Source organism: Enterococcus villorum, from assembly GCF_007990225.1.
GTDB classification, from domain to species: Bacteria; Bacillota; Bacilli; order Lactobacillales; family Enterococcaceae; genus Enterococcus_B; species Enterococcus_B villorum.
In genome coordinates, this window is the sequence record NZ_BJWF01000012.1 from 40,779 (window position 1) to 62,013 (window position 21,235).

Below are 21,235 nucleotides of genomic sequence, written 5' to 3' on the forward strand. Positions count from 1 at the left end.
TGATCACTGCCCACACTTTTTTTGTTTATAAAAGTGTTAAATCTGCTGGTCTCTTTGATATAAGCCCAAACAATCAATTAGACACGACAACCATTGACTTAATCGTCTTACGTTCTTGCATGTCTTCGTAAGCTTGATTAATCGCATGTAGGTCATATGTTTGAGTGAACACACGTCCTGGATTGATGTCACCATCAAGAACAGCTTTAAGAAGAAATTGTTTATCATAAGTGGTCACAGAAGCAGAACCCCCTGCCACAGAAATATTTTGAGCAAACGTTGAACCTAGTGGTCGCTTATTGTAATGAGGAACCCCAACATAGCCAATGCGCCCTCCATTATGAAGCACACCAATTGCTTGTTCAATCGCCGCTTCTGTCCCGACACATTCAAGAGCAGCATCCGCCCCTCCACCAAGAATTTCACGAACTTTTGTTATTCCCTCTTCTCCACGTTCGGCTACGATAGCCGTCGCTCCTGATTGAAGTGCCATTTCTTGGCGGTCTTTATGCCGACTCATCAAAACAATTTGAGAAGCCCCACGCATTTTTGCGGCAATCACTGCACACTGACCGACCGCACCATCACCGATTACCACTACTTTATCGCCCCTTTGAACATTCGCACAGCGTGCTGCATGATAACCGGTTGGCATCACATCAGCCAAGGTTAACAGTGATTTGATCATTCCTTCCGTATAATCAGAAGGTTGACCAGGAATTTTGATTAACGCCCAATTTGCATAATGAAAACGAATATATTCTGATTGAAATCCTTTAGACCAATTTGTCCTTCCTTTATGACGGTCACAAGTTCCATCAAATCCTGCACGACAGGCATCACATTCTCCACAACCATGTGTGAATGGGACGATCACAAAATCACCAGGTTTTACAGTCGTGATCGCAGAACCAATTTCTTCAACAATCCCAAGCGCTTCATGTCCATCATTGATAGAGTGTGCTTCTTTGTTATCTCCATGAGCGTAAGACCAAAGATCAGATCCACAGACACAAGCACGTACTACTTTGATGATGACATCATCCTCCGCTTGCAATCTAGGCTTTTCTACTTCTTGAACAGTTACTAAACCAGCTTTTTCAAAAATTGCAGTTCTCATCATTATCGTACCATGAACGAATAAATCTCTATGTTTAATCAGTGATTCACGTCCAATTCCTTTCATCATCTTTTTTTCAATTTGCTTGCCGATTGTTTTATACAATTCAGCTTTCATGCGAAACATCATTATCTAAATAGCAAAACCCATTTCTATTTAAAAGACTTTATGATTTCAGTCAGCAAGATCCAGCTTAACTAATTGGATAATTCGTCATAATAACCATTCTTTGTTCTTATGATTGTTATTCATTTATTTATGTCAAAGAAACAAGCATCCCTCCTTGTCATCTAACCATTTGTTTGAGTTCAATAAGCAACTTGAACGATGTATCCTTTTTTAATAAACAAACATAAATGGCTCGTTGACACTTTATTGATTAAACTTTATATTAAGCTTAAACCTGATAGTTAACTATCAGTCAAATATTTACAACAAAAGAAGGAGAAAAAATGTATTTAACCATTCATGAAGTGGCCAAAAAGACTGGCCTCACGCCTTATACACTACGCTATTATGCTCGTGAAGGACTATTTGATTTCGTGGAGCGCAGTTCCAATAGTATCGGCACGCGATTGTTCAAAGAATCAGATTTAGAATTTATCTATATTATCAAATGTTTAAAACATGCAGGTTTATCAATCAAAGACATCAAATCTTTTGTAGAATGGACGATGCAAGGAGATGCAACCATTGAAGATCGGCTACATATGTTCAAAGAACGGCAAATTGAACTGGAAAAACAACTTTCTGAATTACAAGAAGTTTTAGATGTGGTCAAATACAAAACTTGGTATTATGAAACAGCCAAAGATGCTGGCACTTGTGCCATACATGATACACTCGCAGAGGATGAGGTTCCTAAACAGATGTTAAAAACGAAAAAAAAACTTATAGAGTTTCACAATTCCTAAAAAACGATTGATTATTTTTTATTGGTTTTCACAATATTTGCAATAGTAAAAGAGAGTAGAAAATAGTCAGAAAAAATCTGATTATCTTCTTACTCTCTTTTATCATCAATGGTGGTTCCTTTTTTATCTGTTTTCCTAAAATATGTTCTGTCCCCTTCATTTAGCGAGATATAAAAATGAAATATGATTATTCTATGTGCTATTGCTGTTTATAATAAAAAACTACACAATTTTCTAAACTATCTATGTGCTTTTTTATGCAATTGTACTATCAATCTAATCTATGGAATTTTTACCAATAGCTTTTGTTGATCGCACATTATTCTTCCAGTAGCATTTCTTAATACCTATTTCTACTCGCTTCTCCCCACAAATTACATTTCGTTAAATTGTTTTCCCCTAAACGATTTAACTTATTTCATCAATTTTTTATGCAACAACCCTTTTTTCCATTCCACTCCTTTCTATTTTTCTCTGATTTTATCTTATCTTATTTTTTTATCTAATAATTATTTTGTATAGCGTTGCAACTTTATACATATGTAAAAAAAACAGCAATGTTTTATAAACAAATTTTATTGTTTGATCTGTAAAATTTTAGTTGATTGGATGAAAGATATTCTACATCCAGTTTAAATTTTTTGACAACCAAAGACCTTATCAAAAATTTATCCGCTGTTGTCAAAGTTTTTTGGCATTCTTTTTCAATATCTTCAAAAGAAAAATGATTTTTTTTACTGATAATACGAGTCAAAATTTTGTTCACATCTACTCTCGTTAGGTCAGTTGTTAATCGCTTCTTCAAATAAAAACTTCCTTTCTAATTAGATTTCTACTATTAGTAAATATAGCATGTCTTTTTATCATATTAAGAACAATAATTTTTAAAATAAGGAAAGAATGGCACGAAAATCATTATTTCCATGACTACAATCAAATCTTGCTATTTCTATTTTTTTATAAAAAAAAACAATTTTCTAAATAGAAAATCGCTTTTTTCATTTTTTTGGATGACCAATCGTTTCCCCCAAAACAATTGGTCGTCCATTCATAGTGATGGTCTGCTCCCTCCTTTTTTGTTGCTGATCGTATCTATACTTGCATATCTCAAAAGCTATGTATAGGATGTTTCTTACAGTTATGTAGTAAAATTTTATGAATAGAGCTATTTTCTCTATACTAACTACTCATAAAATTTACGGACATCTATTACTAGCATACTTGCTTATCAAATCACGTTGACAACTATTTTTTTCTTAAAAAGAAAAAAAAGTAGCACACATTTATTCTTATTGGATTAACCATACAGAACTTCTTTCTAGTCTTCTAGAGACATCAAAGAATTGGATTTATACATAAACATTAATTTCTTTTCAAAGAAAAAATAGAGCACGACTTACCAGTAAAATGTGCTATCGTAAACATGTCCACAAAATAAAAATAAACTAAGGAGAAACAATATGCCCAAAACATTGCAACAGCCAAAAACACACACACATTTTTTACTAAGACCAATTCGTTGGTTGCGATCTCTCAAATTTAAAAAGAATGCCCCACAAATAAAAACAGAAGGCTTGACAACTCACCTTAAAATATCACCAAATGAACCCAGTATTAGTCAGTCTTCAGCACAGATATTCAAAAAACTCGTTGACATGCCATCTTCTGAACGTAGTAAAAGTTTAGATGTTTTATCAATGAAAGAACTAGAAGAGAAGTTTCCTAATGATGATGCACGTTTAAAACATCTTAAAGAAAAACGAAAAGATTTAAACGCTGTCCATACATTTCTAATAAATACAGAACAAAAGAATGAAAAAATAAAAGCTGATTATAAGGCATTTTTCAATCATGAAATCGCTAAATTTGAAATGGAGAAAAATTCTATTGCCACGTTAATTTTGGATAACCATCATCATCTTTCCGAAATTAAGATAAAGGACATTGAAAATCAACTTGAGAAGCTTGACAAGATAAAGAATTACATTAATAAGGAAATATTACCTAATATGGGTTCTGAATATAAACCTTCTGAACGTATTCTGCTTGACCTTGAACTTAAACCTGCTCACCATGATGATATTTCTGTACAAAAAAAACACTACGTAGAAGAGTACAAAAAAATGACTTTCTCTAATTTTTTGAAAAATACTCTATATGACTTACCAAGTAGTAGTTATGACAAAAAGATCATTGAACCTTATTTAGATACCGTAATAGCTAACCTGCAACCACTGCGAAACTCTGAAAAAGATCTTTATAATCAAATAAATAAATTCCCAGATAAAAATACTGTAAATCTTCGAATAAAACACGTTGACACTTGTTTAGAGGAAATAGAAAAAAGAGCTTTTACCAAAGGAAGTTTAACAACTAGAAAAGAAGAGGTAAAAAAACAAAGCCAACAAATCAATCAAGATTTGAAGAAAAGAAATTTACCAGGTTTAGAGTTAACTACTCCAGTTTATAGGAATTTTGTACACTAAAATTGCCCGATAATTCTAAATAAAAGATACCTCTATCCTATCAAAATATATAAGCATTGCTTACATATAACAAAAAAACGCCTCTCTTAACCATTTGGACTTAAGAAAGGCGTTTTTTATTTAGTTCTCTCGCTTTAAAATTGCTTCTGTTAATGAAATCAATGTTTCTTTTGTCTGTCGTGTTGTCTCTGGTAATTTATTGATTTCATTTAAGGCTTTTTCGATATATTTCTTTGCTAAATGTTGGGCTTTTTCTACGCCGTTTGCTTTTGTCACAATCGCACGGACAGCTTCCACTTCTGCTTGTGTTAATTGCTCTTTCTTTTCTAAGTAGTTGATTAATTCATTTTTTCGTTTTGTTTGTAATGCATAGATCAGTGGCAAAGAATAAACACCTTGGCGCATATCTTCTAATACTGGTTTGCCAATCTCTTCAGGTTTTTTCGTATAATCTAATATATCATCAATGATTTGAAAGGCCATTCCAATAGATAATCCGATGGAACCAGCTTTTTGTGAAAAGCGTTCGTTCATGCCACTTTCATAAGCCCCTACCGAACAACTTAATTGAAAGAGTTCGGCTGTTTTTCCAGAAATATTCTCTAAATATTGGGACACAGTCAAATGATAATTGTAGCGATCGTCCATTTGACCCAGTTCACCATCTAATACTTTTTCCATACTCCGTGAATTGATTTGGATACTTTTTAGTGAAGTAGCATAATTAGACAACAATTTGAAACAACACACAAATAAATAATCGCCCGCATAGACAGCCACCGTATTGCCAAAACGACCTCGCAAATTAAGCACTCCACGACGAACATCTGCTTCGTCTACAATGTCGTCATGGATCAATGTTGCTGTATGAAGCATTTCAATTGAAGCAGCTAATGCAATCGCTTTATCTCGATCTTGTTCTGGTCCAAATTGGGAAAACAGCAGTTGATAAGCAGGTCTCAACAATTTTCCTCCAGCATGGATGGTCTCTTTGATTGCTTGTTCCACTGGTTTATTTTTTAAACGAACAGCTTCTTCCATCTTCTTCAATGTTTCGTTTAATTCATCTTTTAAAGTGGGGTAGTCGTCCCACATTGGATGTAACTTCATAAAAAAACCCCTTGTATAACAATTATTTTTTCAAAAAAAGTGGTTGCCATTTCTCTTTTTGCTCTTTTTCATATTCTCTTTGGAAATTTTGTAAAGTTCGCACATGTTGCAATAAATAATTCGCTGCAATGCCAATTGCAATCCCAGATAAAATACCTAAAAAAGACAGGACAGGTAGATATAACATGACCGTCCATGATTGGGCAATAAAGGAAGCCATGACTAACTGACCAACATTATGCATAAAGCCCCCCGTTGCACTGATGCCAATAATACTTACTCTCTTAGGACCTAACTGTTTCACTAGTAGCATCCCAATGTAGCTAAGTAAGGCACCACTCATACTATAAAGGAAAGTGGAGATCGTTCCACCTAATAAAGTAGTCAAAAATAAACGTAACCACAGTAATAAGAAACTGTCTCGTTTTTTCATCGTAAAGATTGCTACAATCGTAATTAGATTCGCTAACCCTAATTTTGCTCCTGGAGCAAAAGCAAAAGGATAAGGAATCATATTTTCGATTAATCCGATAATAACCCCTTGTGCGACTAGTAAAGAAATATAAATCATTTTTTGTAATTTTGTCATGGTGTGAACGGCTTAATAAATCAAGCTGTCTTCTTCACTCCCATCTGTGGATCGAACTTCGATCACTAATTTATGTGGTAAACAGACGATCGTTTCTCCGTTTTTGGAAGCCCAACCTCGCCTTACGCAAATTTGATCATCACAATCTGCTTCTTTTATTCGAATTTTGTCCCCATCAATTTCAATTAAATTATAATCCCCATGAGCATCTTCATAAGTATACGTATAATTTTTATTTCCAGCTACTAATGGAAAAGTTTTGATTTCGTTACCATCTACACGTAATACTGCTTCTTTATTCGGCGTAGCATTTTCTTGTTGGTAGCTAAACACGATGACTGGTAAAAAAGAAAGAGCAATCAAAAGAACGATAATGAATATATCCCAAGGTTTGAGTAAACTTTTTTTGATAAATTCTTTCATTTTTTCGTACGCCTCCTTCTTTTTCTGAGCTGTTTCCCAATTTTAGCATGAAACATGGATTGTGACAAAAGGGTTTTTCTCCGAGAAATAAGCCGGAATATCCGAAATTTGATGTCACAAATTTTCAGGATATTCCGGCTTATTTCCAAGAATAGTTACTTTTGGAAAACCGAACACCATTTATTCAATTCTTGCGATTTATCCAATCTCTCAGCAACTATGTTTTTAAATGTTTCGTTTAATGGTTCAGCCAATTGTTATTTTGAGCCATATCGGGATTTAGATCGACCATACCACCAATTACCTAGTGTTTTTTGTAACCATGGAACAACCCATCGATCCAATCCAATCGCACGACCTGAACCGTTCATCAAAGCAAATGCAACAAAGATAAACCAAATATTTACCCAATAAAACATTCCTGATAAACAGAAAGTAACGACTAATACAATTGTTGTTGCACTACATAGCCATGTAAATAATCCAGCAATCAACGCTAAAGCTAAAGCAAATTCAAAGAATACCATGAATTTTTGAAAGAACATCGCCACATCATTATTCGGCATGATCACTTGCATCATTTTTGTAAACCAATCCGGTGATTTTTCAATCACAGCCATTGGTTGCTCTCCATAACCATAGCTTAAGCCGAAATGCGTGGCTGCTTGTGTCGCTGCTTCGCCTGCACCGCTTGTTGCAGCACCACTAGCAGCTGTTGTAGCATCCCCAGTCGCAGAAGCTCCACTTGCTACATCTGTGACATTGTACTCCCAAGTCCAAGGAAAAACACTATTGCCAGTAAACCAAGAACCTTCACCAAACCAAGTTCCTGGCTTCAATACTTCGCCATCACCTACGATTTTCTTGAATGCCTCGATGAACCATACCAACCCATAAAATATGCGTAAAGGAACACTCCATAATACATTACCATAGCGTGAAGAATGACCACGTGTGACATTTCGATCATCTTTAATGTGGAAGAACTCATGCATCATATATTGGAACATATAATAGCCTGAACGAATATCAAAGAAATATTTCAAATTGACTATATGTTTCATTACAATTGCTAAGAAACCACTTAAATGGATCTTATCAAATAAATTAGCCACACCCCATTTGGCACCAATCGAAACCATAAATCCTTGATAGTTTCCTTTAAATTTATGTTTTTCTCCACCCTTGATTGATGCGACAATATTGGCTGCTGCTGTATGTCCCGTTTGTTCAGCTGCTTGAACAATCTGAGGTGTCGGTGTCCCAGGAAACTCTTCATAAAAAACTAAGTCTCCAATGATATAAATGTTTTTATCTTCGTAACCCTTCGCTTGCATGTACTCATTTGCCACTAGGCGTTGACCGCGAGCAGATTCTAATCCAAAATCAGCGGCATCAGATGTTCCTTTTACTCCAGCTGTCCAAATCAACGTGTGAGTTGGTACTTGTCGGCCGTCTTTTAATTTGATATGGTCTTTGGCTACTTCAACGATTGGCGCATTCAACAGTAATTCTACTTGTTGTTTTTTCAAATAACGCTCTGCTTTTGCGGCATCATTACGATCAAGCATGTTCAAAATCGTAGGCATTGCCTCTACAACCATTAAGGTAATTTCACTTGGGTCTAGTTTATAATCTTTAGCCAAGCGATTTTTCCAATCGATTAATTCACCGATCATTTCAATTCCAGTAAATCCAGAACCACACACAACAAACGTCAACATCGCTTGACGTAGCGCATCATCTGGCTCTAACGCTGCTTTTGCAACCGTTTTTTCGATATGTTCACGGATTCTTACTGAATCTTCAAAAGACCATAAGGTAAATCCATTTTCTTTTACGCCAGGTGTTCCAAAGTCATTGGGTTCACCACCCATTCCGATGATCAACTGGTCAAATGGATAAGTCCCTAATTTCGTTTTGACGATCTTTTGCTCTTTATCAATACCAACTACTGTATCTGTGACTAAGTGAACATTTTTTTGTCGTGCAAATAAATGCTGTAAGTCATATTGAATGGCTTCTGGTTCAACCCTTCCACCTGCAATCTCATGTAGTTCTGTCATCATCGTGTGGTATGAATGTCGATCAATCAAAGTGATTGTTACATCTTCTTTTTTCAGTTTTTTTGCCAAGAACTTTGTTGCTGACACTCCGGCATAACCTGCACCTACAACGACAATATTTTGCTTTGCCACTGTTCATCCGCTCCTTATTTGTAAACCTATTATTTTAAAATTTATAATAAAAGTTTTCATTTGATAACTATTACACAATCTTTATACATTATATAGATGTTATGTTCGTTTGTCTAATTCATTTTCATTATTTTTAAAAATTTGTTGCAAAGCATTTTTTCACGAAAATTACAGAAAGAAAACGGTTTTAAAAATACATCAGTTATTTACGTAAAACGGTTGACTTATAGCTGATATATATTAGAATGTATAATGGATCACAAAGAATATTGTGGAATAAAAAAGGAAACGGTGGGAGTAAAAAATGAAGAAAAACCGATTTATTACTGGATTTGCTGTATTAGCTTTTTCAGCTTTAGTGTTAGGCGCTTGTGGTGCAGATAACAACAGCAGTTCGAATAGCTCATCTAAAGAGTCAACTACACAAACTTCTGAAAGTGCAACAACTGAAAGTACAACAGAAGTCGTTGCAGGTGGCGAATTAAAAGATGGCACTTACAAATTAGAAGAAAAAAATTACTCTAATGGCTATCGTGCTGTCTTCGAAATGGTTGTCAAAGATGGCAAGATTACTGAATCAAAATATGACAACGTAAATGAAAACGGCGAATCTAAAACCAAAGATACAGATTATAACAAAAATATGGAAAATAAAGCTGGTACAAGCCCAGAAAAATTCATTCCAGAATTGAACAAACAATTAATCGAAGCTCAAAGCGCAAGCGGTGTTGAAGTAGTGACTGGTGCAACTCATTCTTCAGAAAGCTTCCAAAACTATGCTCAACAATTGATCCAAGCAGCTCAAGCTGGAAACACTGACACAATCGAAATCGATAATGGTGCAGATCTTAAAGATGGCACTTATAAATTAGAAGAAAAGAACTACTCTAACGGTTACCGTGTGCAATTTGAGATGACTGTAGCTGATGGAAAAGTATCAGAATCAAAATTTGATTATGTGGATAAAGATGGCAAATCAAAACAAGATGATGCTGACTACAATAAAAATATGAAAGCTAAATCTGGTACATCACCTGAGACTTACATTCCAGAACTAAATGATGAACTTGTGAAAGCCATGGGTGAAGAAGACGGTTCTCCAGCAGACGTAGAAGTGGTTACGGGGGCAACTCACAGCTCACATTCATTCGTAATGTATGCACAACAATTAGTGAATGCAGCTGAAAAAGGCGACACTCAAACAATTGAAGTTGACAATATCGTAACAAAATAATTGAAACGAACTATTTGAAAAAAGATGACCGCAAAAGTGGTTTCTTTCGATCCAAGCCGAGATATCCAAAAATTTTCTTTGAAAAATTTTTGTGGTATTTCGGCTTATTTCTGAATGAAATGAGGAAACACATGTTAAAAAAACAATTACTCTTCGTTGTTGCTTTATTCTCTTTATTGACGTTAGCCGCTTGTGGCACTTCATCAAAAGAAGCGACAACACAGAGTCAAACAGCAAACAAAATCTTACAAGAACCCTATTCTGATGAACAGTTTCTATTAGGTACTTACGTTCGCATCCGCATCTATGATGAAGGGAAAAAAGATGCTTTAAAACCGGCCTTTGCTCGGGTAAAAGAATTAGGAGACAAGATCACCATCAATCAATCTGGTTCAGAAATTGATGCCGTCAATCAACAGGCGGGGATTAAACCGGTAAAGGTCTCGGATGATGTTTATACATTGCTAAAGCGTGCCTATGAATATAGTGAAGATTCTCAAGGTGGATTTGACATGGCAATCGGCGCCATTACTCAATTGTGGCGAATCGGTTTTGATGATGCGAGAAAGCCATCACAAGAAGAAATCGATCAAGCATTAAAATTAGTTGATTATCATAAAATTGTGCTAAATGATCAAGATAAAACTGTTTATCTAAAAGAAAAAGGAATGATCATCGATCTTGGGGCAATTGCAAAAGGTTACATTACTGACGAAGTCGTCAAAGTACTTAAAAAACAAGGTGTGACAACAGCTATTGTTGATTTAGGTGGAAATGTGTATGTTTTAGGTCATAGTCCAAGAGGAAATGATCAAGACTGGACAGTTGGTATCCAAGATCCTAACTTAGCACGTGGCTCTGTTTTAGGCTCCATTAAAGAACGAAACAAAACACTAGTCACTTCAGGTATCTACGAACGCTACTTGGAAGTAGATGGCAAAAAATACCATCACTTATTTGATCCTGATACTGGCTATCCTTTTGATAACGACATTGCCAGTGTCACAATCATTACGGATAAATCAATTGATGGTGATGGCCTATCTACAGCAGTATTTTCAATGGGTGTCAAAAAAGGATTGGACTACGTCGAAAGCGAATTAAATGATGGCACCGAAGCAATCTTTGTTACCAAGGAAAATAAAGTATATGTAACCGACCCAATTAAAGATTCCTTTGTCTTAGATAAAGATTCAAAATATACAATGGGTGATCGTTCTGAATTAAAATAAGGAGTATGAAACATGACACTAAAAATCTTTTTAGAAGTAGTGGAACTACGAACAAAGGTGGCTAGTGTATTTCCTTTTGCGATAGGGGTTTTATTCTCTATCGCTTTTTTTCATGAAGTACATTGGTTCAACACCTTATTGTTTTTTATTGGTATGCTGATTTTTGATTTAGCAACGACTGCAATTAATAATTATATGGACTATCAAAAAGCGCACTCAACTATTTATAAATACGAGGAGAATGTCATTGGTCGTACAGGAATTTCACCAAAACTCATTCGAAACATGATCTTAGGCATGATTTCATTCGTTCTCATACTAGGTCTAATTTTAACTGCTCGTACAGGAATTTTATTACTATTTATGGGGGCTGTTTGTTGCTTTATTGGTATTTTTTATACCTTTGGCCCTATTCCATTATCAAGAATGCCTTTAGGTGAAATTTTCAGTGGCGTAACGATGGGGTTAGGTATTTTTGCCATGGTGGTTTATATCAATACCTACAGTACAAAAGTATTTGATTTAGTTCTTTCCTTGCACAGTGGGCAGTTTCGCTTAGAGGGCAATATTTGGGTAGTTCTAGCAATCATCCTGGCTTCACTACCTTTAGTCTTTACGATCGCCAACATCATGTTAGCAAACAATCTTCGTGACTTAGAACGTGATATTGAAAATCACCGGTACACTTTGGTTTTTTACATTGGTCGTCCAGTGGGCATCGTCTTATTTCAACTACTCATGTATACTTGTTATTTGGTGATTTTGTTAGGCGTATTTACCCAAGTGTACCAATGGCCAGTGCTTGTCACTTTTTTCACATTGCCAAAAATCTATAACAATCTCCAGAAATTTAAACAACAACTCCCACAACCGATTAGTTTTAGCTATGCTATCAAAAATATGATTTTATTTAATGGAAGTTACGCTTTTGGATTATTGCTTAGTATTCTTTTTACTCACCTGAACTAATCAGAAAACCCGTGCACGCTGTTTTAACTTTAGAAATCAACAGCAAGTATACGTTTCAATAAAAAGACTCTAAACAACGAGCATTTTAGCTTGATGTTTAGAGTCTTTTGACAAATTCAATACGTTGCGATCGTAAAACAGAGCAGTAATCTTACAAATATCAACGACCAAATGATACATTTGGCGTATTAAGACGTTTTATTGGCGGTTTCATACCAGACTTAGTTACTGTTGATCCTAGACCTAGCTCTCTTGCCTTATTACCTCGTCGCAATTCCTCATTCTGTAGAGCAGATTTTTGTTTTGCATGTTGAACACGGTCTGAAAATCTACTTTGTTTTACTTCTTTATCCAATGGCTGATTGTTTGACATATTTAAATTTGTATCTACAGCTTTCGATGGCCGTCTTTGTTCAACGTTTCGATCTGTATCTACAGCTTTCAATGGCATATCTTTCGGTTTCTTAGGATTTTCAAGTAAGACTGATAATTGGGGATTATTTTTTACTATCTCTTCAATCTTACCGGTTTTGTCTAGTGATATTAATCGTTTTAGAAGGTTATGTTTAAACTTCCAGGCTGCTTTACTTAACTCTCTCGGATGAGTAATCGTTTTTTCCTGTGATTTTCCACTAAGTTTGCCCCATAATTTACTTGTCATACTTTGTGGTTCAGGTGTAAGATATTCTTTTAATTCTGGTTCTTTCCTGAATGTCTTCTCTAAAAGCTTTTTATCATCAATCTTTGCAGATATTTCATCTATTACTTCTCGTTCTGCACTTTTCCTTAATTCCTCTATTTTCGTTTGACGGGCTTTGATTACTTTTCTTACCAACCATGTAACAGCTTGTATTAACTTTTTACTACCTTTAAAGATCATAGCTGGTGTAGCTTTAGACAAATCTTCAAGCTTACCGAGTTCTCTATCTGGTCCATTATCCATTTCATTTTTCACCTCCTTTATCTAGTAATTATTCTGCTATGTCTGTTTTTTGGTTGCTTCTTCTTTCGTCGTTCCATCTTGTGTTGGCGTCACATCTTGATACTCTTTTTCATAGATCGTAATCCAATTAAACGATCCTGGGTCACCATTTAATAAATATTTCGAGCCATTTTCTTTCACAGAAAATGATACTTCTTCTTTGCGATCTTTTTCATCCATTTTTTGAATAGTGAATATTGCGCCATCTTGATTCAGATCCATGGTGACTATACGGTAATGATAAGTTATTTTTTCATCTTTTTCCCCCTCTTCTATTTTGGTTTGAGTGATTGTATCATCTGTAAATTCTAATTTAAACGTGCGTTTAGAATTAGAATTTTCCCAAGTCCCTTGCTTTAAAATATCTAACCATGCTTGCGAAATCACTTGTTGTGCAGCTTCTGATTGCTCCGTTATTTCTGCTTCCATTTTTGCTTTCACATCTTCATTTGGATAGAAATAAATTTCTTTCTTGTCTTCTTTTAAGGACAAAATAGTCGTACCCATACGTGTCTGTAATTTAAGTTTTCTGGTTGAACCGTCTTTTCCTTCTAACACTAAGACACCATTATCAACTAAATAATATTTGCCATCAGTCAACCAAGAAGAAGCTTGGTACGTACCATCTTTTTCTAAATCAAGTGTCATCTCATCTTCCCGGTTTGAATACCATTTGCCACTATACATTGTTGCATTATATTGGCCAGTGACTTCTTTACTCTCTTGTGTTTCGGTAGTTTTGTCTTTTTCTGAAGCGGTTGTTTGATTGGGTCTATTCGTCAATAAAGAATACCCAAGTAAACTCACTACTACTACCGTAAAAAGAGCTAGCCCTATTAAAAAATTTCTGCCAGTTTTAGTTTCCAAAAAGTTTTTGATCATAGTTGTTTCTAAAAATAAAGTTGCTCTTTAGTTTTTAGAAATTCCTCACCACCTTTATTATTAAAAGTTTGGAAACACTTATTTTTAACAAATGTTTATTATGAATTTATCAAGATATTTAAGGAGTTCCATAACCAGAGATTGCTGGATCATCTAGTGCATAAGTATTTCGTCTAACTAAATTACTTGAATTTCCTTCAATCACTTGGAGAATGCTTCCACTACCAAATTCCACAATGCCTACCTGGTCTTTTCCTGTCTTTCCACCCTTCCAATCAAAGAATACTAAATCGCCTGGTTGGGGGATATATTTTTCATCAGGGGCAACAAATTTCTTATTTGTTTTAAACCACTCCATCATATTCAATGGACTTGAGGTCTTAAGTACTCGTCCCTCATCAATGTAACCCGCTTGATCGGCGGCCCAGCTAACAAAGAGTGCCGACCAATCGACTCGGTTGGTAAAACCAGCCCATTCCCAGTACTTATCGCCATTTGGTGTGCCGATTTCTTCTTTTGCAACTTGAAGCATTTTATTGAGATTTTTCGAAATATTATAAGTAACTTTCCTAGCGTAGAACATATCACCAAAAGTATAACGCCAATTGAAGCCTAAATCTAAAGCCGCTGCATCATTACAGGAAACCGTATGTCCCTTGCTTTTTTCTTTGGCATAAAGTCGGCTATGGTCAAAAGAGTATTTACTATTTAAACGAATCAAATCATCCAAATATTCTTCACCATAATTATAAGCTTGAACTGCTGCTAGGTCGCCTAATTGATTGAGTTGAGATTTCTTTAATAAGTCGGCAAAATATTCAACCCCTTGTTCAATTGATTCTTCAGGTGAAACGGTAGTGGTTAACCCTTTCGCTTTTGCAATGCCCATAATATCAGGTAATTTTTCTTCATCTCCTCCACTTTCTACCCAAATCATGGATAAAATCGCATTCGTGTAAGACAAAATATTGTATTTTTTTGCTTCTTTCTCTACCTTTTCTTTCCATTTAGTTACTTTTTCTGGAGGGTAGAGCAAATCACCCTGTAATGGATTGATATCGTTATAACTAAATTTCGTGCGATCAGCATAAGTTAATTTATCAATAAAAACAACTGGAACGACTCTGGGATTTGGATAGAGAAATATCCGTCTTTCTTTAATAGACACCAATAAATTCCCATCGAATTCATCCCGTGTATAACCAATCAAATCGCCTTCTTTGAGTACCTCTCCAACACGTCTCGTCGATGTCACATTGATGTAATAGGGTTGATAATTCGCTGTCTGCGTTTTGATACTTCTCGTTTTTTGTTCTTTGCCACTGCTATCTCTAGCAGTATAGGACTCAATAGCTATTACTTTCTCAACCGTTGTTGCATAAACTGGCGTACCTGGTTCAGCAGCTATGATGATCTCCGTATTCTTATTTGCATCGTCTTTGCCACGATAACCAAATTGTGCGATAACAGAAGAATATCTATCCTGACCTAAAGGATTATTCATAAAGATTTTTGACTCAAATCGATCCATTTCTAACGCTGGATAGTATTTATCAATTTCGTCTTCCGAAAATGCAGGAATTGTTCCGATGACTTTATCACGTGCATAGATTTCTAACTGCGGATCAAGATCAAGCATTTCTCCTAGTGTTTGGATCTTCACGTCCATCGTTGCTTTCTTGTCTTCCACTTTTACATTATATGTGATAGTAGCATCATGCATGGCATGAATCTCATCTTTTACCTTAGTTATTTGAACAGGATCTTCATCCATCGGTTGTTTACTATCCTTAAATTCAGCATGAATAGGTACATAAGATGGCGCTGCAACACCAGTATGTTCTTTCAAACGTTTCAAATAATCCTTAAGTGCACTATTTTGGATATCATAATCTTCATATTTTGCATTTAGATAATAAACATAGTTATCCGCATTAGAAACAAAAGAAAAGTTGTTTGGATCTGATTCTCTCCCATTCACTTCAAAATAAACTTTATCATATTGTTCAACTAATTGATTGTAACGTTTATAAATATCTCTATTTTTATAAGCATCTAAGTAAGTGACGTACTCATAGGCTTCTGTTAAAGCCATATCCTCGGTTTTTATAGTAAACAACGCAACGATAAATGACCAAATAGTCATAACCACAGCAACCACAGCAATCACTACAATAAGAATAGCAAGTACAGTAGCAACGACAGTTAATACCGTAGTCGACATAAGTAAAAAAACAACAGTTAGGATAATCCCTATTATATTTAAATTACCTTTTTCATCTCGTCCAACTTTATCAATGATCATTTGTTGAACTTTGCCTTTTGCGCCACCTTTACCTGTCATCTTGTTAAACATGGTTTTCTTTACATCTTTTGTTCCACCAAAAAGTTTTTTGGGGCCAATGACTTTCTTTTTACCGTTTTTGCGTTTATTTTTTTTAAGTTTCTTTTTTTTGTTTTCTTTTTTGGGTTTTACCTTGATGTTCTTTAAAGTGTCATTTTTTTTGATCGGTGATTTTTCTTGGAGATTTTCTCGTTTATTTTTTGTTTTGATACGTGAACTATTGATATCAATCGTTGCCTTTTTACGACTTAATAACTTTACTTGTTCCTTTGATAACGTTCCTTCTTTTCTTTTTTGATTTTTTAGCCTTTGTGTTCTACGTTGGCGATTTCTATTTTGATCTTTTCTTTTGGTTGACGATTCGTAAGATGGGCTACCAGTTGTTTTACCATCTATTTGTTTTTCTTGTCGATCTTTTTTATTGGAGAGACGACGGAAATTTCTTTGATTGATTTGTTGCCTTTTGGCCTTAGAACGTGTATAGGCCAAACGTTTGTTTGATACCGCCTCTTTCCCTTTTTTGACCTTTAGTAAATATTTTTTTTGCGCATTACGTATTGCACGTTTGTTTTTTGAAATAATTCGTATATTTCTGTTTTTTTGGATCTTTTTTTTCGCTTTTTCGCTTTTTTTACTGACTAATTTTTCTTTTTTTGACTTTCCTTCTCCCTTTTTATCTTTGCCGCTATCTAAAAGGTAATCCTTAGCCTTTTCCAACGGTTTGGTAACAATTTTATTGGGGTCGTCATTTTTTTCATTTTTCTTATCATTAGTTGGTTCATTCAAATCGGGCACTATTACGTATCCTTTCTGATTACATTTTCTTGCTAATCTTCACCTGGTTTGGTTGACATCATCTTATAGAGTTGTGTATCTTTTGGAAAATGGTCATAAAATGGCAACGTCGTATCACCAAACACCATTAAGCCATAGCCTTCTGGTGAATTCACAACAAATTTTTCCTGTTCTTCTGAAATGTCAAATAACCTAACTAATTGTGAACGGTCCGATTTTGCTTGATTAAGCATCATGACAAAATCACTATTGGAAAGCATTCGACGTGCTAAATCAGAAAGCAAAAGTGTCTCCACGTTCTGGGTAATACCTGTAGGAATCGCTCCCCATTTTCTGGCACGACTCCACAGTTCAAAAAAGTAATTTTCTGAATATTCATTGGTGAATAACAACTGCATTTCATCAATATATAACCACGTTCGAACTCCTCTTTCTCTATTTGTTGTAATTCTATTCCATACTTGATCCAATACGATTAGCATTCCCATCGTTTTAAGCTGTTTTCCTAAATCTTTAATATCATAAACGACTAAACGTTTCGTAATATCTACATTTGTTTCAGATGAAAAAACCGATAAGCTACCTTCAATATAAATCTCTAAATCCATGACTAATTGACTGGCTTCTTCTTCTTCTTGTTCTTTTAAAATATGGTAAAAATCAACAAATGTAGGCATTCGATCTTTGATCGTCTCATACGTTCGACGGCATACACGGTCAATCAAGGTTTTTTGCGTAGAACTTAGTCCTAACGCACCGCCGATAATCAAATCAAATAGCGAAATCAAAAATTCAGACTTCAAAACAACCGGATCAGTATCGTCTCCATAGTTTTCGTTAATATCCATTGGATTGATCGTCGTTGAAGAGTCACTTGCAATCTTAATAATTTCTCCATTAAAGTTTTTGCCGATGACTGAATATTCACGTTCTGGGTCAATAATAATCACTTCATCCTCAGCATCTCGTAATAACACATTGACAATTTCACGTTTCACTGAGAAACTTTTCCCTGAACCTGGTGTTCCTAATACGAATCCATTTGGTGCTTTCAATAATTTACGATCCAAAGACAAAATATTTTTTGAAATGGCATTGACGCCATAGTATTTTCCATTTTCTTGAATCAAATCAGAGATGGTAAATGGGATGAAAATTGCCGTACTTGCTGTTGATAATGTACGATCTAAAGGCAATGAATTTCCTCCCAAAGGCAAAGCTGTATTTAATCCCTCTTCTTGCAAAAACTCTAATTCAATGATTTTAAATCCAAATTGACGACCGATCGAAGAAATTTCACCTTGTATTTCTGCTAATTTTTCCACAGTATCCGCATTAAAATGGATACTTCCTGTCATCGAAAATAATTTTTGACCTTTATTTTGTAAGTCATCTACTAATTCTTTTGCTTCTGTTAAAGAGTAAGTTAAATCATAGGAAAGCATTTCAAAATCATAGCCGTTTTGAAGAGCTTTCTTTTGTTCATCTACTTTTTGTTGTTCCATAAAAGCTAATTTTGTTTTTACTAGATCAAAAGCTTCATCTTGATCAGGTGGATTAATATGTAAAGTCACGACCAATTCTCTAGGAATTTCTAACAATTCATACAGAAAAGTATCTGATAGTTCTGCCGGATATTCTTGCAAATAAATTGTTTTTGCATAATGATCGTCCATTTTCAAATAATTCTTATGTTGTTTTAATTCAATCACATCAGGCAAGATATCCTCAAGTTCTGGCTCTTCCTTCTCGCTTTTTGTTAATAAAATTTCTGAAAGAATGGTCAGCATTTCCTTTTTATCGACCTGCTTAGCCCTACTACCTAAACGACTAGCAAACATTGAAAAACGATCGATTAGCATGTTTAATTCTTTTTTTGCAAATGCGACCGTTTGATGTTGCTGAATAAAGGTAAATAAAATTCGTTTCTTGTAACCATTTTTTTCTTCATCTAATTTTCTAGAAATAACGTCGTTCATTTCCGCACGGTAAGGATCTAAAAAATCATTTTTCTCTTGATAATAAAGAACAGCTTGTAAATCAGACAATGGTCGTTTCTTTTTTAAAACGGTCAACTTAAGTTGCGTCTTGCTACTTAAAGAATTAAGAAAGTCACAGTATTGAGAAAAAATCTCAATTTGACTATCTTCTGATGAGAGTTGATAGTTGATATCATCCAATTCCATCGTTACTGAATAACTACTTTCATCTATTTGGCAAATGCCATCTGAAAATATATTTTTAAAGAAAAACGTATCTCTGAAAAAATCCACATTTTGTGGATTTTTTTCTGCTTTTTATTTTTTATTTTTTGGAGGTTCAATTTTATCATACTTCTTGCCCGCCTAAATCTATTTGATCCTGCAATTTATCTTCTTGTGTAACCATTTTGGGTTTCTTTTTTCTTGTACCTGTAGAAACATGATATTTAAAAAATTGTTTAAGGTAGACTTCAAACGTTAACCCATTTCGTTTAAACCAGCCAAAGGACACAATGGGGATAGAGACCAAAATCATTAACCAACTAACAATTTCCATTGGTAGTTTTAACCACGCAATAAAGATAAGCGCAATGAGGATATTCAATCCTCCGGCAATGCATAGGCATAATAACTGTTTTAAATTCATGCCTGCAATGATTTTTTCTTTGTATTCTTTGATATCTTTTGGTACTTTTACTTCTATTGCCATAATTCCTCCTTACGATGCAGACAATAACGTTTTTGCCCATCCTTTCGTTTTATTGATAGACATTAGTAAACCTATCATATAAATCGTCAAACCTAAAATAATTGCCCATAAATTTGACCCTAATTCATCCATTAACTTCATAAACAATATAGGATACATAATTAAAACCAATGCTATAAAGGTTGACTGTAACCCCGTGGCGGCAAAATTTTTAAAAAAGCTCTTAGTTATAGAAGAGAATTCTTGACTTGGTAATGCCCCCATAGGTATTGGCGCCATTGCACTAAATATGTATAACTCCATAAATCGTAAATAGATCGTAACTTGTATCAACGCACGTACAACTAGTGCCACTAAAAAGAGGATACACATGACTAATAAAACGACTAATTGCGACCAAAAACTTTCACTATCTACTGCTTGCCTCACTCTTTCTCCTACATCTCTTACAGTACCCGCATTCCCTATTTCTAATACCTTATAGGTTAAATTAGAAGTAATAACGATAATCCCATCTAATAAATCTTGAATTTTTAAAATGACTACGTAACAAATCGCAAACTTAATAAATGATTTAATAATCATTTCAAATCCAAGCATCGGGGCGCCACCAGCACCTTCTACTTTTAAGGAAATTTTTTGAAATTCTAAAAGAATAAAAATAGCTAGTATAGATAACGCAAGGGGAGATACCACCAGCGTCTGCAACTGCTTCACTAACTGATAAGCATCATATAAATAATTAGCTAGGTTTTGACTCAACGCATTTTGTAAGTCTTCCCCATTCAACAAAGACATAATCTGATTAAAAATCCACATTATTGCATCAGTCATAAATTAAACGCTCACTTTCAACATCATTTCAAAAGAGAGGAAAAATCAAATTGTGTGCCAAACCAGCCGGCAGCTACTAAAATTAATCCACCCCCTACAATTTGCCAAATTCCTTGTTGCAATTGCGGTCCATTTTTATCTTTTAAAGCACCGGCTAAAATAACTGTTCCCCAAATAAGCCACAGTCCACCGCCTACTAAAGTAAAATTGGAAACTAATTTAAATACCTTTTCTAATAAATTTGCATCTGTCATATCTTTAATTCTCCTTTTTGAATGTTGTATTCTTTTTCTGTTGCTACTTATTAGTATATGGGAATTTTTTTTGTTGCGCTTACCAGTTATTTCTAATTTTAGAAATTTTAGAAAAAGTTTGTTTAAAAAATTTTAAACATCATGATCAAATCAAGTTTCCATTAGCTATTAATAAGAA

At 34.7% G+C, this 21,235-nt stretch carries 18 protein-coding genes; 5 read left to right on the forward strand and 13 right to left on the reverse strand.

Translation table 11 applies throughout. From position 1 onward, the window contains the following. Positions 1–73: 73 nt before the first annotated feature. The gene (locus tag EVI01_RS06380; RefSeq protein WP_025480568.1) at positions 74–1,120 is read right to left on the reverse strand and encodes a zinc-binding dehydrogenase; all 1,047 of its coding nucleotides are present in this window, start codon (positions 1,118–1,120) and stop codon (positions 74–76) included. A 452-nt stretch (positions 1,121–1,572) separates the two neighbouring features. Here EVI01_RS06380 and EVI01_RS06385 point away from each other — a divergent pair, with 452 nt between their 5' ends. After that, complete coding sequence (locus tag EVI01_RS06385; protein WP_010750062.1) at positions 1,573–2,034, forward strand: MerR family transcriptional regulator; 462 nt, start codon at positions 1,573–1,575, stop codon at positions 2,032–2,034. A gap of 562 nt (positions 2,035–2,596) precedes the next feature. Here the strand turns inward: EVI01_RS06385 and EVI01_RS13850 are convergent. Continuing rightward, on the reverse strand, positions 2,597–2,839 hold the full coding sequence (locus tag EVI01_RS13850; protein ID WP_010750061.1) for a hypothetical protein: 243 nt from the start codon (positions 2,837–2,839) through the stop codon (positions 2,597–2,599). Between the two features lie 655 nt (positions 2,840–3,494). Between EVI01_RS13850 and EVI01_RS06395 the strand changes: the two genes are divergently transcribed. Next, on the forward strand, positions 3,495–4,520 hold the full coding sequence (locus tag EVI01_RS06395) for a hypothetical protein (RefSeq protein ID WP_010750060.1): 1,026 nt from the start codon (positions 3,495–3,497) through the stop codon (positions 4,518–4,520). 120 nt (positions 4,521–4,640) lie between these two features. Here the strand turns inward: EVI01_RS06395 and EVI01_RS06400 are convergent, their stop codons facing one another. From EVI01_RS06400 to EVI01_RS06415, 4 genes are all read right to left on the reverse strand, one after another. Next, positions 4,641–5,630, reverse strand: a complete 990-nt coding sequence (locus EVI01_RS06400) for a polyprenyl synthetase family protein (protein ID WP_010750059.1) — start codon at positions 5,628–5,630, stop codon at positions 4,641–4,643. Positions 5,631–5,652: 22 nt separating this feature from the next. Further along, positions 5,653–6,219 (reverse strand): Gx transporter family protein, encoded by a 567-nt coding sequence (locus EVI01_RS06405; RefSeq protein WP_010750058.1) that lies wholly within the window; start codon positions 6,217–6,219, stop codon positions 5,653–5,655. Between the two features lie 12 nt (positions 6,220–6,231). Then, positions 6,232–6,642 (reverse strand): NusG domain II-containing protein, encoded by a 411-nt coding sequence (locus tag EVI01_RS06410; RefSeq protein ID WP_010750057.1) that lies wholly within the window; start codon positions 6,640–6,642, stop codon positions 6,232–6,234. A 257-nt stretch (positions 6,643–6,899) separates the two neighbouring features. Continuing rightward, positions 6,900–8,840 (reverse strand): NAD(P)/FAD-dependent oxidoreductase, encoded by a 1,941-nt coding sequence (locus tag EVI01_RS06415; protein WP_010750056.1) that lies wholly within the window; start codon positions 8,838–8,840, stop codon positions 6,900–6,902. A gap of 304 nt (positions 8,841–9,144) precedes the next feature. Here EVI01_RS06415 and pplA point away from each other — a divergent pair, with 304 nt between their 5' ends. The 3 genes from pplA to menA all read left to right on the forward strand — a co-directional run bounded on the left by pplA (position 9,145) and on the right by menA (position 12,275). Further along, positions 9,145–10,074: an extracellular electron transfer flavoprotein PplA gene (pplA, locus tag EVI01_RS06420; RefSeq protein WP_010750055.1), complete on the forward strand. Its 930-nt coding sequence runs from the start codon at positions 9,145–9,147 to the stop codon at positions 10,072–10,074. 131 nt (positions 10,075–10,205) lie between these two features. Beyond that, positions 10,206–11,306 (forward strand): FAD:protein FMN transferase, encoded by a 1,101-nt coding sequence (locus tag EVI01_RS06425; protein WP_010750054.1) that lies wholly within the window; start codon positions 10,206–10,208, stop codon positions 11,304–11,306. 12 nt (positions 11,307–11,318) lie between these two features. After that, on the forward strand, positions 11,319–12,275 hold the full coding sequence (gene menA, locus EVI01_RS06430) for a 1,4-dihydroxy-2-naphthoate polyprenyltransferase (RefSeq protein ID WP_010750053.1): 957 nt from the start codon (positions 11,319–11,321) through the stop codon (positions 12,273–12,275). Positions 12,276–12,435: 160 nt separating this feature from the next. Here the strand turns inward: menA and EVI01_RS06435 are convergent, their stop codons facing one another. The 7 genes from EVI01_RS06435 to EVI01_RS06465 form a co-directional block, all read right to left on the reverse strand. Next, complete coding sequence (locus EVI01_RS06435) at positions 12,436–13,218, reverse strand: hypothetical protein (RefSeq protein WP_010750052.1); 783 nt, start codon at positions 13,216–13,218, stop codon at positions 12,436–12,438. 36 nt (positions 13,219–13,254) lie between these two features. Continuing rightward, positions 13,255–14,064 carry a hypothetical protein gene (locus EVI01_RS06440; RefSeq protein ID WP_244150176.1) on the reverse strand — a complete coding sequence of 270 codons (810 nt, stop codon included), beginning with the start codon at positions 14,062–14,064 and terminating at the stop codon, positions 13,255–13,257. A 193-nt stretch (positions 14,065–14,257) separates the two neighbouring features. Continuing rightward, positions 14,258–17,278, reverse strand: a complete 3,021-nt coding sequence (locus tag EVI01_RS06445) for a lysozyme family protein (protein ID WP_010750050.1) — start codon at positions 17,276–17,278, stop codon at positions 14,258–14,260. Positions 17,279–17,310: 32 nt separating this feature from the next. Further along, the gene (locus EVI01_RS06450) at positions 17,311–19,551 is read right to left on the reverse strand and encodes a VirB4-like conjugal transfer ATPase, CD1110 family (RefSeq protein ID WP_010750049.1); all 2,241 of its coding nucleotides are present in this window, start codon (positions 19,549–19,551) and stop codon (positions 17,311–17,313) included. Between the two features lie 55 nt (positions 19,552–19,606). Further along, entirely contained in the window at positions 19,607–19,969 is a 363-nt protein-coding gene (locus tag EVI01_RS06455) for a PrgI family protein (RefSeq protein ID WP_010750048.1), read from the reverse strand. 9 nt (positions 19,970–19,978) lie between these two features. Further along, positions 19,979–20,803 carry a VirB6/TrbL-like conjugal transfer protein, CD1112 family gene (locus EVI01_RS06460; RefSeq protein WP_010750047.1) on the reverse strand — a complete coding sequence of 275 codons (825 nt, stop codon included), beginning with the start codon at positions 20,801–20,803 and terminating at the stop codon, positions 19,979–19,981. A 23-nt stretch (positions 20,804–20,826) separates the two neighbouring features. Further along, positions 20,827–21,057 carry a hypothetical protein gene (locus EVI01_RS06465; RefSeq protein ID WP_010750046.1) on the reverse strand — a complete coding sequence of 77 codons (231 nt, stop codon included), beginning with the start codon at positions 21,055–21,057 and terminating at the stop codon, positions 20,827–20,829. Between the last annotated feature and the right edge of the window lie 178 nt (positions 21,058–21,235).